11 protein-coding genes and 1 pseudogene are annotated in these 13,083 nt (G+C 58.7%); 8 read left to right on the top strand and 4 right to left on the bottom strand.

The annotated features are described in order from the left end of the window. Nucleotides 1-8: 8 nt before the first annotated feature. The 4 genes and pseudogenes from AWB67_RS43390 to AWB67_RS23545 all read right to left on the bottom strand — a co-directional run bounded on the left by AWB67_RS43390 (nucleotide 9) and on the right by AWB67_RS23545 (nucleotide 3,703). A pseudogene (locus AWB67_RS43390) lies at nucleotides 9-2,677 on the bottom strand (VirB4 family type IV secretion/conjugal transfer ATPase). Then, nucleotides 2,664-2,975, bottom strand: a complete 312-nt coding sequence (locus tag AWB67_RS23555; protein ID WP_087658636.1) for a VirB3 family type IV secretion system protein — start codon at nucleotides 2,973-2,975, stop codon at nucleotides 2,664-2,666. The pseudogene AWB67_RS43390 and the gene AWB67_RS23555 overlap by 14 nt, the downstream one beginning before the upstream one ends. Continuing rightward, entirely contained in the window at nucleotides 2,972-3,343 is a 372-nt protein-coding gene (locus tag AWB67_RS23550) for a TrbC/VirB2 family protein (RefSeq protein ID WP_087658635.1), read from the bottom strand. The genes AWB67_RS23555 and AWB67_RS23550 overlap by 4 nt, the downstream gene beginning before the upstream one ends. Nucleotides 3,344-3,361: 18 nt before the next feature. After that, on the bottom strand, nucleotides 3,362-3,703 hold the full coding sequence (locus AWB67_RS23545) for a hypothetical protein (RefSeq protein ID WP_200822288.1): 342 nt from the start codon (nucleotides 3,701-3,703) through the stop codon (nucleotides 3,362-3,364). Between the two features lie 838 nt (nucleotides 3,704-4,541). On the opposite strand from AWB67_RS23545, the gene AWB67_RS23540 reads away from it, so the two are divergent. The 8 genes from AWB67_RS23540 to AWB67_RS23500 all read left to right on the top strand — a co-directional run bounded on the left by AWB67_RS23540 (nucleotide 4,542) and on the right by AWB67_RS23500 (nucleotide 12,975). Continuing rightward, complete coding sequence (locus AWB67_RS23540) at nucleotides 4,542-4,817, top strand: HU family DNA-binding protein (RefSeq protein ID WP_087658633.1); 276 nt, start codon at nucleotides 4,542-4,544, stop codon at nucleotides 4,815-4,817. Nucleotides 4,818-4,957: 140 nt separating this feature from the next. Next, nucleotides 4,958-5,356, top strand: a complete 399-nt coding sequence (locus AWB67_RS23535) for a hypothetical protein (protein ID WP_087658659.1) — start codon at nucleotides 4,958-4,960, stop codon at nucleotides 5,354-5,356. Nucleotides 5,357-6,506: 1,150 nt separating this feature from the next. Beyond that, nucleotides 6,507-7,124 (top strand): hypothetical protein, encoded by a 618-nt coding sequence (locus AWB67_RS23525; protein ID WP_087658631.1) that lies wholly within the window; start codon nucleotides 6,507-6,509, stop codon nucleotides 7,122-7,124. A 33-nt stretch (nucleotides 7,125-7,157) separates the two neighbouring features. Continuing rightward, entirely contained in the window at nucleotides 7,158-7,712 is a 555-nt protein-coding gene (locus AWB67_RS23520; protein ID WP_087658630.1) for a hypothetical protein, read from the top strand. A gap of 934 nt (nucleotides 7,713-8,646) precedes the next feature. Continuing rightward, nucleotides 8,647-10,878 (top strand): two-partner secretion domain-containing protein, encoded by a 2,232-nt coding sequence (locus AWB67_RS23515; protein ID WP_235025274.1) that lies wholly within the window; start codon nucleotides 8,647-8,649, stop codon nucleotides 10,876-10,878. 88 nt (nucleotides 10,879-10,966) lie between these two features. After that, the gene (locus AWB67_RS41940) at nucleotides 10,967-11,539 is read left to right on the top strand and encodes a hypothetical protein (protein ID WP_087658628.1); all 573 of its coding nucleotides are present in this window, start codon (nucleotides 10,967-10,969) and stop codon (nucleotides 11,537-11,539) included. 159 nt (nucleotides 11,540-11,698) lie between these two features. Then, nucleotides 11,699-12,253 (top strand): hypothetical protein, encoded by a 555-nt coding sequence (locus AWB67_RS23505; protein WP_125477649.1) that lies wholly within the window; start codon nucleotides 11,699-11,701, stop codon nucleotides 12,251-12,253. Nucleotides 12,254-12,483: 230 nt separating this feature from the next. Next, complete coding sequence (locus AWB67_RS23500; RefSeq protein WP_125477648.1) at nucleotides 12,484-12,975, top strand: hypothetical protein; 492 nt, start codon at nucleotides 12,484-12,486, stop codon at nucleotides 12,973-12,975. The last annotated feature ends 108 nt before the right edge of the window (nucleotides 12,976-13,083 follow it).

The raw sequence follows: 13,083 nt of genomic DNA, 5'->3' as shown, positions 1-13,083 counted from the left end.
GTTCCTGGTCAGGCTTGCTTCCGGCTGAGGTTGTGCGTGTTCCTGGCAAGCGCACGTGCCATAAAGATCGGGACCCACCGTTCTGGATCGTTGGACCCGAGATCACGAATAATCTCGTCCATCAACGCGACCCCCTTGTCATTGGAAGACAGGATCGGGATGAATTCAGGCAGCTCAGAAAGATCGAACTTCGCTCTGATTGACTCGTTACCGCGTCGGATTAGGAAGGTGCGGTGCTCCGGCGGCGTATCGCGGACGAACTCGAACTCAGCCGGTGTAAGCCCGAGCGCATCGACATAATCGGCGTACCTGGCTTCGCCGTTCGGCAGAAAAATCTTGGTCGCTGTCTGCTTCTGGATCGAGTCCGTTTCGCTATACAGGTACTTGGCGTCCGGCGTCACAAAAATCAGCAACCCGTTCTTGCGACGAATCTGCATGATGTAGCTGTCGATCTTGTCGCGCCAATATGCGTGCTTGACGAGGTTCTGGCCTTCTTCGAGCACCAGGATGAAAGGCTCGCCGTTCATCGCCTGCTCGATGCGATGGAACAAGTAGCTCAGGACGACGGGCAACTCGGGGCGCGCCGCACCCTCTTTGATGAGTTGCCGCATCTCGTAGCAATAATGCCGGCACGTGCTCAGATCGATGCGGTCGTGCTCATTGTCGAAGACACCCCAGTTCGCCCCCTCGTGACCGTTCGCGCCGTGCCATATACGCATGTCTTTGGCGAGCTCTCCCTGACCCAAACACCACGCCACATTGCGCAAACGCCGGTCTTGTTCGGGGAGTGCGTAGTTTTCGTGAACGGCTTTCTTGAATCGCTCGACGTCATCAGGCACCAGAGTCCCACCGTAGCAGGTGCGCATCAGCATCAGCAACTCGATCAGATACGCGCGGTTGTCGGGCGTATCGGGGAGCTTGAAAGGGTTCCATCCCGTCGCTCCCTGCACGCTCAGCGTCGTGTGCTGCGCACCCATCGCGCACATAAACACCTTTGCGCCTTCGCGATTGTCGAACCAGAACACTCGCGGCTGGGCTTTGTCGGCCATTGCAATCAAGGCGCAGAGCAGCGTCGTTTTTCCTGCACCGGTATCGGCCGTCACCGCGGTACTGCCTGCGACCATCCCTTCCATCTCCCGGTGGAAGTTGAAGTGGTAAGCGGTGCCGCTCTCCGTCTCGAACGGCATGATCGCTGAACCCCACAAGTTGCCGTCGATCTTTCCGGTGGCGAAGTTGTGCAGCGAGGCAAAACCCGCGAAGTTGCCTGACTTAATCTTGCCACGCCGGCCCATGAAATGCTGCGCTTGACCAGGAAGTTGCGCCCAGAAAAAGGTCTCCACCGCAAACCATTCGCGCACCGGCTTCACCCCGAGATTAACGAAGGATTTCTTCAACAGTCCGACCGCGGCATCGAGATCCGCAAACGTTTGCGCTTTGTTGGCGACAGGGTCGACGAGTGTCGTCGTGGCCGGCACATGCACCAGCATGCTCAGGTGATGCAAACCATTGACCGAACGCCCGCGACTCAGGTCTTGCAGCCTTGGGTGATTTCGTCCTTGTCTTCCTGCGCGACGCCCTCGTGATCGTTCACCGCAATACGGCGGCGTTCCTGCCGCATGTCATGCTCGGCGCTGATCCGGTCTGTAAAGAAGAACGACTGCGTGATGATGTACTCGACGGGTTGCCTGAGAAATTCGTCCAGCATCCGCGAAGGCGTGCGCGAGGGCCACTCGGCCATGCTCAGCATGGCGCCAGCGCGCGTGCCGCTCAGGTTTTGTACGGCCATCGTGTTACTCACGGTCTTGAAGTCAAGCCACGACACGGCCAGCGTGCGATCGAGCGGCAGTTCCGTGACCGGCACGCGCTCATCTTCGAGGTTGATGAGGTAGTGAAGAAAGCCGCCGATCTCGGTGTAGTCCGCGCCGAGGGCGTCGAGCACCTCGTCAGGTCGATAGACACCGCGCTCGCCATGCTCGCGTAGGAACGCTTGCCAGTCCATACCGGACCGAACGATTGCGGCCCGGGCATCGGCACGGGTCACCTGATCGGCAGAAAATTCGGGGCGGCGCTGGATGCGCAGCTTTCGGGCGCCATAGCTCGCCAACGTTTGGGTAATCAGATTTGCCGCTTCGTTGACGTCCTTGACCTGTTCGTCGAACGACTCCAACACCTCGTTCGTGATCGTCGTGCCTGACACCAAGGAGAACAAGCGGTCGAGGATGCCCGGCACGCCCTGCCGGAACCGGTTGCGCACGATAGAAATGTAGATGTCGTTTACGTAGAACGAGCGCTGCGCGTAGCGGGCGCGCCAGGCCGCATTGAACTGCCGCGAAAACCACGTGCCGCCTTCGCCTGCCGGATACTGATTGACCTTGCGACGAATCAGGTGCACATAGATGCCACGGTCGCTGTTCGCGATGGAGCGCAACACCGTGTTGCGCCGACGCTCGAACTGCTTGATTTGGGTAGCGCTCAGCGATTCAAAATACAGGCCGTCGAGCTTGATGACCTGCATCACGCCATCGTCCTTGGTGATGACGGTTTCATCATCATAGTGAACGGTGTACGGAATCATGTCGCTCAACGCCATCTCGCGGGCGTTAGCGCGAGCACCGTCGGGTGTCGGCATCGTCAGCGACATGTCAAACTGCTCTTTCAAAACGTCAGCGAGGCGCATAGCGACGGCATCCCAAAAAACGCTTGTTCGGGCACGTTTTCAGATGAGTGGCGGCGGCAAGGATGTCGAACAGATACACGTCTTTCAGGCAGATCAGATAGCTGATCAACAGAAGGACGGGAACCAAGGCCGCAGCCCACAGCGATCGTGTGATGAGCGCAGCCATGCCGGGAAAATAGAAGCTCATCGCAAGACTCGTGAGCGTCAAGCCACCTACCATCGTGGGACGCGTCATCGCCGCAACAAGCGTTTCCGCCTCATCGTGCAGCAGTTGCTCCTGGCGGTCGTCCTGGCTCATACCAGGCCACTCGCACGATTGCGAATATCGCCCACGATGTTCGGTGCGAAGAACACCAAACCAATCCCCAAGCCCCACCCGCCGAGCGTCATCAGGTCGATGCGCCCGGTTTTCCAGCGAATCCCCTGGATCGCCAGGGTGATGATGCCGATGTAATAGCCCCACTCGAAGATGAGCAGGTTGGTAATGGACTTCAGAAATGCGGTAATGCCGGTGAATGCGCCCGCTGCGTCTTGGGCTTGAGCGATCTCGGGAAGCAAGATCAGGAGGAGCACCAACGCATTCGCGATGAACTCCAGCACGCGGTCGACGCTGTCGCCCTTGCAAGGGCCGACTGTAAGTTCCTTATGGTCATTCAGCTGGCCCATGGCAAACACCTCTCAGGTTTATTCGTTTCTCTTGGAAAAAACGATGCAAACGGTTTGAGTGCGCGGACAACTTTCTTTAATAAAATCGACGGCGATATCCAGGCGTTTCCACAGCTTGATTTTTCCAAGCGCGGTCACGACGTCATACACCATGTCATGCGTCGGTAGCTTGATCTTCATGAGCCACCAACGGCTGCGGCCGCGCTCAGTCTCGATCAAATGAATTTCGTAATCCGGCTGAGCTTGGTCGAGGACCGTCAACTCTTTTTTGGTCAGCGTGAGCATTCTTTTTCCGTCGTTGCGCGGTTTCGGCGAAGACGGAATTAATGCCACGGACAACAGCGGCTTGCTACGTTTCAACGTCAATATTCCACGTTCGACATCATTTGTGAAATGCCGGAAGCGATTTGTTGACCTTACACTGTATAAAAGCACAACCTTCAGATGAATGCAAGGAAGTTTTTGAGATATAGGAAGATCGCTAGGAGCAATGCGGGCCACGAGGTTGAGAGACTAATCACAAGCCGACATGCCTGCCGGGAAGTCGGTCTTGCTCGGCCAATGTACGAGGAATAGTCGTCGCGTGAAGCCAGTACAGCGGTCCTGAAAGCGCCTTGCCTCTGTCAGAATCTTTTCAGACTTTCCAATGCGTTGAACTCACATGGAAACACTCGAACTCGAACTTGGGATTGTTGTCGATCTGCATGGCGTCGGGTTCGTCCTGAGGCACAGATCGCGTTCCGTTGAATGCGTGATGGCGAGCGCGGCACTTGAGATGCATTTTTGGCTCACGCCCAATGCGGATGACACAAGACCCTGAGAATCTTCCGCGACGGCAGTCGCACAACGAAAGCTGCTCGCGAACGCTTGGAGCTAACGGCGGCCGACCCCCGCCGATTTCACGAGAAACTAAAGCCGCGAATGACGCCCGGTCGAGCTCGGCAGCCATTGGGCTCGAAATTTTCGACGCATCTCGAGCCGGCGTCACCCGTTTGCCGTGCGTGTCGATGCCCCAACGTCGCCACCTCCCCCCGGGGCCTCAAACAATCGCATGGTTCCCGCGCTCGCTGTCGCCGTTTTCGCCTATTGGCTCTCAGCTTCATTTCTCTCCCGTGTAGCAACTTCCACTGCGTCGGTTGCGCGATTGCGCCTAGATGCGGTAGCGTGACGGCTCGACCGGATTTTCTAGGATGGAAGTATGAACAGGCAGGAAATAATTGAAGCAGTAGTCGCCGCCACCGGGGGCACAAAGGCGAGCACGAGCTTGGCCATCGACGCCATCCTCGAATCGGTAACACAGGCGCTTACCCGAGGAGAGGCCGTGCAACTGATGGGCTTTGGATCATTTTCGACCGGCGCTCGCGCAGAGCGGAGCGGGCGCAATCCGTCGACCGGCGAAGCTCTTACGATCCCGGCGGCAAAAACGGTCAAGTTCACAGCGGGCAAGGCGTTTAAGGACGCTGTCAACACGTGACAAATCGTCAGCGATGCGATTGGGCTTGCGGGTCGTAGAACGCTTGAGCGAGCCTGGCGAGAGGGCATATGGGTTCGAAGCGTAGCCGAAAGGGTGGGTCCTCTGCGCGTCAACCTCTCACGAAGGCGATGCTTCTGCCGATGAACCAGGCGTCCGCGCGGGAGCGATCTTTGTCTTCCCATCTTGCACTTGCCGCATGCAGAGATGGGCATGGAAGCGAGTACCTGTTCAACGAACTCATTCGCGTCGCTTATACCACCTGGTTTCTTCAGCAGGCGGGTTTTGGCAACGAACCGGTTGAATGCTACAAGAAGGCAGAATACGCTGTCGAGGCAGCGCTCGAGCTTGCGAGCAGGTCCGACGAATGGATTCTGGCCAAAGACACAATTCCGGCTTTTGAAACGCTGCTCGCGCTGCATGACACCCAATTGGCGACCGCGCCTCGCCACAAGGTGATGGAGGCTGAACAGCGGCTTTTGCGCTTTCTCGCGGGGACCGCACCCTCGCCAATACCTGGGCCGAACCTCGACAGACCTTAGAGCCGTTGAGGCCGCAGGGGCTGCGAATTGACAAAATCACACGGCTCGAGGGCGAAAATTGCGCGAATAAAGTGGAGCTCAGCCCACGTCGGATTCGCGCTCGGTCATGTTCTAATTTCTCCATGGCTCCGCCGTCGCTTTGCGAGCGGCCGCTAGATGACGCCCCTTCTAGTTCATACCTCTTAATAATGTCCAAGCGCTGCGCCCACGTTAAGGCCGTCTGCAACTTCCTTCAACGCATGTCGCGCGCCCACACCCACTATTCGTCGACGCGAGTTTCGGCGATCACAGATCTGAATCTGGAAAAAGAAGGATAGGCGGATAGCCGGGTCAGACCAAACCGACCGCGCCCCGCTTGCACCTTCCTCGGCAGAGCCATCAATGACAAGGTCGCACCGTCTTTAACTTGGATATTTGAAAAGTTGGGCATAAGATGAAATCCGCCGGATAACTCACGCGAGCAAACAGCGGAGGTAACGTGGATAAGCAGTTGGTTAAGAAGCTTTGCACATTCACGATGCTTCTTACGAGTGTCGCGACGACACCGCTTATTAGTCATGCTCAAGATAGTAGGGATGTCCAACGCGACCCGGACAGAACCGAAAATTGGCATCGGCCGTGGCGGGAACGAGCGCCGACACCGAAGCTTTTCGATGCGCGAGGAACTGTCGTAGGCGACATTGCGCTTGGCAGAACAAGTAGCGACGATGGGGGCGTTGTTCTCGATATCGACGGCGTTCTTGTATATGTCGGCTTCGAGCGGATCTCGCTCGATGGAGGATTTACCCGGTCCGCGACGCAAATGCGGTGGAGTGGAAGCGAGCCCTTTTATGGTGGCGCCAACTGCACTGGGACCGCTTACATCTGGTACATAAACTCCCCCCTCCGGCCCGTCTCGATAATGCGGCAGGGCTCACAGGTGACGCTGCTTATTGCAGTGGAAGGACGCGAAGAGCATCGCACCCTCGTCTCCAATTCGGAGGGCGGAACCTGCATCGGGAACTACGCCGTGCCTAATGACGTTTGGCGCGTTGAGCGCACCTTTGACCTGACAAGCAAATACCCTGAGCCACTGCGCGTCGGATTCTAACCGGAGTGCTCGCCTCGGCGGGTTAGGAGGCGCCGTTCACCATACATCGGAGTAAGTCACGTGAATCGTCGACTTTTTCTCGCGACCAAGTTCGCTTTGCTCCTCGCATTGGCTGCTTTTACAAACTTCGTCTCGGCGCATGATCGGTGGGATGATGGCAACGATCAGGGTGGAGGCTCGAGGGCTCTCCAAGGCAGGCACGAGAAAGTAAGTCCCAAGGCTCGGCTATATGACGCCCGCGGGACTGTTATCGGCGATGTTATCTACGTCGGCGGGATCGACTACGACGGCGGCGTTCTGCTCAATTTCAGCGGCGTTCTCGTATTTGCCGGGTTTTCGCGCGCAGGCGGCTACCAAACCAACGACGCGCTGAGCAACAGCGAGTTCGTGTGGCAGTATCCGCAGCTCGCTTACTCTAATCCAAATTGCACGGGTACCCCGTACATCTACTACGACGGGGGCCCATACCGTCCGAGCGCAATCGAGCGCAAGGGGAACACAGCGACGCTCTATATCGCGAAGGATACGCTTTCCCAAACCGTCACTATGGGTTCGAGCATAGGTGGCTATGGATCTTGTTATGCCGGCGCCCCGGTCTACGTCTCAAAGGCCTGGTCTGTCGAAAGCACCGTCGACTTAACTCAACTTTTTCCAGAACCTCTGCGCATCGGTCGATGAACCTCCGACCACGCGAACCATTGCGAGGAGAACATGCGAACCTTTCAGATGCTGACGACTGTCGCGGTTTTAGCTACCGCGAGCGGTGCAGCGTTGGCTCACGCATGGGATGCGGGCGAACGACAGGGCAACACCCCGAAACTGTATGACGTGAACAATGAGCTGGTGGGCATCGTAATCGACGCGCCGGGCGGAGCCGTATCAGACGGCGGCGTCATCATGAACGTCAAAGGTGCACCGGTTTTTGTCAGCTTTGCGCTTGAGAAGGCGCCTGACGGCTCTCAGTCAGCGAGCAAACTGCGATGGAGCGGTGTGAGCCCGTCCTATTCCGGCGCGAACTGTACTGGCACGCCCTATATTCCTTACGCGCTTGGACCCTTGCGACCAGCTGCCATCGAGCGCAAAGGGGCGAAGGCAGTCTTGCATGTGGCGAAGGACGAACATTCGCAGTACGTCAGCATTCGCTCCCAGGACTATGGAAACGACTGCGGAAACTTCGTGGAACAGGGAGATTTTCCCGCGTGGGTAGTCGGAGAGTCGCTCGACCTGACAGCGCGCTTCCCTGAACCGCTGCATGTTGGACGCTAAGTGTCCAAGGCCTGCTGACCGTTGCCATTACGGCGGTGACTGATCGGCTGAACCCGATGTAAATGGACGTTCTAATGCCCGTACGCAGACGTCGGCGAACAGCGCAACCGATCGTTTTGCTCACAACGTCGCTCGCTCCACGTCACTTTCGACCCGTTGCCGACGGTCGAGCCGTCAGAGTCGAGCAGTCCTGCCACTCCAGACGAAAACATAGGTCGGCCAATACGGTCATCCATAGCGCACGGGCAAGGAAGGCGAACGCCTGGACAACAATTCGAACAGTCTCCCCAGCAGATCCTTTGCGGACGTCATCGTCAGTGCCAGCGGCACGATCGGCAAAAGTACCGCAGCCGTGAGGCCGCACGATGGCTTCCTCGGTAATCGCCGGTAAGCCGCATCGTCCAGACCACGTCGAAAATGTTGGCGAGATCCACAAGCGACTGAATGTCAACGCTACTCACCAACGCCTTACTGGCAGGCGAGCCGCCCCCAGCCACCTTGAATCGAACTCGTGCAGATAACGTTCCGCCAGCATGCCGTATTCGCGCAGGCCCGTCCGTTTCGCCTGGGCCGGTTTAGGCATAAAAACTACAACGGAGCGAAAGACAAGGCACAGCAAGCTTCAGGGATCGAAAGGAACGCGCCGCTCACCCAGTCGCTCGCTGTGTTGGCGCTTGCCCCGGCCCGTGATTCATTGCAGCGTCGATCTTCCGCCACGCCATTGAAGTTGATCGAATAGCGTCTATCCTTACATTAGACCTTCGCCGGACACTGACGCTGGTTAGTATTGGTTGTTGCGGGAGGAGTCATGCAGGACTTTGTGCCTCGTAGTTTAGCTATGCACAAGCAAGCGCCCCTCACCTTGGGCCTTCGTCACGCTCGCCAACGATACTGGTCCGCATTGTTATGCGGGATGCTCACACATGGAGCATGTGTGCTCGCCGCCGGCCCTCTCCCGAACGGGGGAAATTTTGTTGCAGGCGCCGGTGCGATCTCGTCGAACGGCACTGCGCTCAACATCACCCAAAGCACGCCGCGCGCGGTCATTGACTGGCGCAGCTTTTCGATCGGCAATGGAAACAGCGTCATTGTCAATAACGGCGCCGGCGCAACGCTGAGCCGGGTGACCGCCATTGATCGCTCGGTCATTGACGGAAGACTGAACGCCACCGGTAGCTTCTTCCTGGTCAATCCCCAGGGCGTGCTGATAGGAACGCGTGGCGTTGTGACGACCGGCGGCCGCTTCGTTGCCTCCACGCTCGACCTGCGCAATGACGCCTTCATGAACGGCGGCTCGCTCAACTTGAGCGGTTCAAGCGATGCCGTCGTCGTGAATCTTGGCAGGATCAGTTCGAGCGGCGGCGACGTATTCCTGATCTCGAGCAAGAGGGCCGAAAACGTCGGCTCGATCCAGGCACCCATGGGCACGGCGGAACTCGCCACCGGCGCACAGGTGTTGCTGAAGGATTCGTCAAGCGGCAGCCAAGTGTTCGTGGAACCCGGTACTCGAGGCGATGTGGTGAACAAGGGCACGATCCGCGCCGCGCAGATCGCTCTCAATGCGGCCGACGGCAATGTTTTCGCGCTCGCCGGTAATCAAGGCGAACTGCGCGCGACCGGCACCGCCACGCGCGATGGTCACGTGTGGCTCGTGGCCGACCGTGGTACGGCGCACGTCCACACCCATGTCGTGGCATCGAATCCAGTTGGCAACGGCGGCGTCGTGGAGACGAGCGGCTATACGCTCCATCTCGACGACGCCGTAATCGATGCGGCACGCTGGAATCTGACGGCGCCCGAGTTCAACGTGGGAGTGGTGGCCGCGGCGATCCTCGCCCGTAGCCTGTCGAGCGGCACGTCGGTCACTCTGAACACGACGGGCGCCTACGGCAAGAGCGGCGACATCAATCTCCACTCGACGCTGCGCTGGGACGGCGACGCAACACTTGCGCTCAAGGCACAGCACGATGTGACGATCGGCGGGACTATAACGGTCGCTAACAACGGCGCGGGCAACCTCACACTACGAGCCGACGCAAACGGCATCGATAATGGCGCCAGCGTCGTGAATCGAGGCACCATCGACTGGTCGCGCAGCACCGGCGTCGTCGCGGCGCTCCATGACACGAACGGCGCTTACATCGCTGGCACCGTGAGGAGCAATCCGTCGTGGGCTCCCGCGCCGTTCAGCGGCCTGAACACGCAGGCGACCGCGTACCAGCTCGTCAATTCTAAAGAGGGTCTCGAGAACGTAACGAAAAATCTCGCCGGGGTATACGCGCTCGGCAAGGATCTCGATTTAGGGGGATGGCCGAATCAATTTGAGAGAATCGGAGGAGCGACTGCGACGTTCACGGGACAGTTTGACGGCATGGGTCACGCCATCGGCAATCTGTACCAATATCAGGAATCGACGGGCCTGTTCGGCGAGATCGGAACGACAGGCGTCGTGCGCAATCTGAGCGTTAATGCGACGATGACCGCATCGGGGATCTTTGCGGGGCTCGGCGGCGGCATCATTGCGCTACGAAACCGAGGGCTCATCACGAACACGCATGCGTCGGGCAGCATCGGTTCAACCCGGCGCGCCGGCGGCCTCGTCGTGGAGAACGACGGGACGATCGAGCGCTCGTCGAGCAGTGCCGCGCTCAACGACCAAGGCTCGTTTGCAGGCCTCGTCGTCGTCAATAACGGCCGCATCGTCCAGTCTTTCGCGAGCGGCTTGGTAAGCGGCGGATCGCATGCATCGGGCGCCGGCCTGGTCGACGCGAACTACGGATCGATCACCCAGTCCTATGCGGCCGGCGCCGCGACAATGTATTGGTACGCCAGCGGCCTGGTCTCGTTTAACGCGGGCACGATTAGCGAATCGTTCGCTACCACGCGCCTCACGCTACTGGGGCCGCCCGACCAGAAGGCCGGTGTAGCCTTTACGAATGACGGAACCATCGCGGACAATGTCTTCTGGGACGTGCAGGCAACCACTGCAACCAATAGCGTGTACAGCGGCGACGCGCTACCCGCCGCGAACGGCTTCACGACCGCGCAGATGAGCATGGCCGCGAGCTTCGGACCGACGTGGGACTTCAGTCCGACCGGCACGTGGGTGATGCCCGCGGGGGGAGGCACGCATCCGATCCTGCGCTGGCACCAAGATGCGCAGTGAGCGCTCGTAAAGCAGAGATGAGGGAGGCGAAGCGGCGCGGCGCTTTCGCGAGGATGGCGGCTTCTATTTTGCACGCACCGGAGGCAATGTGAATAAGCGACTTAATGCTTTGGTCCTGTTGTCGGCCCTGTGGGGAACATCGTCGGTTTCAGCCGCTGACGTAGAAGACAGCGCTCGCCATGACAGGGACCACCCAGTCGCGAAGCTTTTCGACGCGAATGGCAAGTTCGTTGGCGAGTTGGAGTACTTCGACGTCTTTGGCGACCCCGGGGCTGGAGTCATTCTCAACATACATGGCACACCAGTGTATGCGGGCATCACTCGTATCCGTCTAGATCAAGGGGAGAAGTCCGCCACTGAGATGGAATGGGCGGGCAACGCTGCGCACTTTACGGGTCCGAACTGCTCAGGAACGCCTTATCTTAGTACGGTCCCCCCCGCGGTACCGCTCCGCCCGGCAGCCATCGTGCGCAACGGAGCGATAGCCACGTTGTACGTCGCCAGCCGCGGGCGACAGCAGTGGATTACGGCGATCTCGGCGGGGGGACTTTGGGGTACCGACTGCTGGGATAACTACGGCGGCGAATTGCGCGCATGGGCGGTCGAAAGTACGATCGATTTGACACAACGCTACCCGGAGCCTTTGAGAGTGGGATTCTGAAGTCGCACTCCTATCCAGCGCCTGCGTGCAACATCGGTCCGGCATCTCCGCACGCAGCTTGACTTGGGTCAACGAACGGCCCCGCACTTCTACCGGTCCGTTTCGGGAATAAGCTCTGTCCGTGGAGGCTTTCTCTATATCGCACGCTGCGGAGGTGAAGTGAGTAACCGAATCCTCAATTCTTTGGTTCTGTTGTCGGCCCTGTTTGGGACATGCTTGGCCACCGCCGCCGATGAGAACGGCGGCGCTCGCCATGGTTGGGACGGACCCGTCGCGAAGGTTTTCGACGCTAATGGCAAGTTCGTCGGCAAGATGGTGTACTTTCAAGGGTATCCCGGAGTAGTTCTCAACATACATGGCGCGCCCGTGTATGCGGGCATCACTCGTATCGGGAACGGCTACTTCGAGCAGTCGGCAACTGACCTGAAATGGTCTAGCGGAGATGCCGCCTTTGCGGGTCCGAACTGCTCAGGAACGGTCTATGTTGTCTCCGACGTCGGAGTACTCCGCCCGACAGCCACCGTGCGCAACGGGTCGACCGTGACGCTCTACGTCGCTAGCGGCAGCCGCCAGCAGGCAGTGCTCATTAGTTCGGTGGGCGAGCCGGGGGTCGACTGCTCCTCTTATAGGCCAGCGCAACGGCTAGTATGGGCCGTCGAAAGTATTTTCGATTTAACTCAAAATTATCCGGAGCCTCTGCGAATCGGACCTTGAAACCAAACTTTCATGAACGTATGCGAGCCCCGGGTTCATCGGTACGGTTCCGGGGAATAAGCTCTATGCCGTGAGGCTTCTTTATTAGCGCGCAAGGCGGAGGCAAGGTGAATAAGCGACTTGTTAATTCTTTGGTCCTGTCGGCGGCACTGTTAGGAGCATGGCCAGCGGCAGCCGCCGATGAGGAAGACAGCGCTCGCCATGACAGCGACCGTCCAGTCGCGAAGCTCTTGGACGCCAACGGCAGGGTCGTCGGAAAGCTCGTGTACTTCGATTACGGAGGGTACATCACGCCCTATGAACGTCTCGCTCAGGGCGGCGTCATTCTCAACATACAGGGCGTGCTTGCATATGCGAGCGTCGTTCGCAGCAATCCCGCGGACGAGTCTGTAAGGGCGCTGAAGTGGTATGGCAACCCTGGATACTTTTCGGGTCCGAACTGCTCAGGGGAGGTGTACGTTTTGCTGTCGGCGTTCGGGCCACTCCGCCCCGCAGCCATCGTCCGCAAGGGGCCAAAGGCCACACTCTACGTCGCGAGCAGCAAGCCTAGGGAGACGGTAACACTGCGCTCCGGCGGCGGCTACACGCCGAGCGGCTACATCAACCCGGACATCGACTGCAACGATTATGGAGGCCAGACGACGGAAATTAAAGCATGGAAAATCGGAAGTACCTTCGATTTGACACAACACTATCCGGAGCCTCTGCGAATCGGCTTTTGAGTGCATCAACCGCGTCATCCATGTCTCGGTGGCTCCGGTGCAAATAGGAAAAGGCCAGCTCAATCGCATCTAACCCGACCGTCGGCTTTGCGGCATGGCCCACGAACG

Source organism: Caballeronia terrestris (genome assembly GCF_001544515.1).
In the GTDB taxonomy this organism is placed as follows: domain Bacteria; phylum Pseudomonadota; class Gammaproteobacteria; order Burkholderiales; family Burkholderiaceae; genus Caballeronia; species Caballeronia terrestris.
The sequence above is the reverse complement of the archived record's forward strand: the minus strand, read 5'-3'. Positions and strand labels throughout refer to the sequence as shown.

What these genes read in the sequence shown, in the direction of transcription:
- AWB67_RS23555 (WP_087658636.1), bottom strand. Translation starts at nt 2,975, where the DNA reads ATGAGCCAGGACGACCGCCAGGAGCAACTGCTGCACGATGAGGCGGAA.
- AWB67_RS23550 (WP_087658635.1), bottom strand. Translation starts at nt 3,343, where the DNA reads ATGGGCCAGCTGAATGACCATAAGGAACTTACAGTCGGCCCTTGCAAG.
- AWB67_RS23540 (WP_087658633.1), top strand. Translation starts at nt 4,542, where the DNA reads ATGAACAGGCAGGAAATAATTGAAGCAGTAGTCGCCGCCACCGGGGGC.
- AWB67_RS23535 (WP_087658659.1), top strand. Translation starts at nt 4,958, where the DNA reads ATGAACCAGGCGTCCGCGCGGGAGCGATCTTTGTCTTCCCATCTTGCA.
- AWB67_RS23520 (WP_087658630.1), top strand. Translation starts at nt 7,158, where the DNA reads ATGCGAACCTTTCAGATGCTGACGACTGTCGCGGTTTTAGCTACCGCG.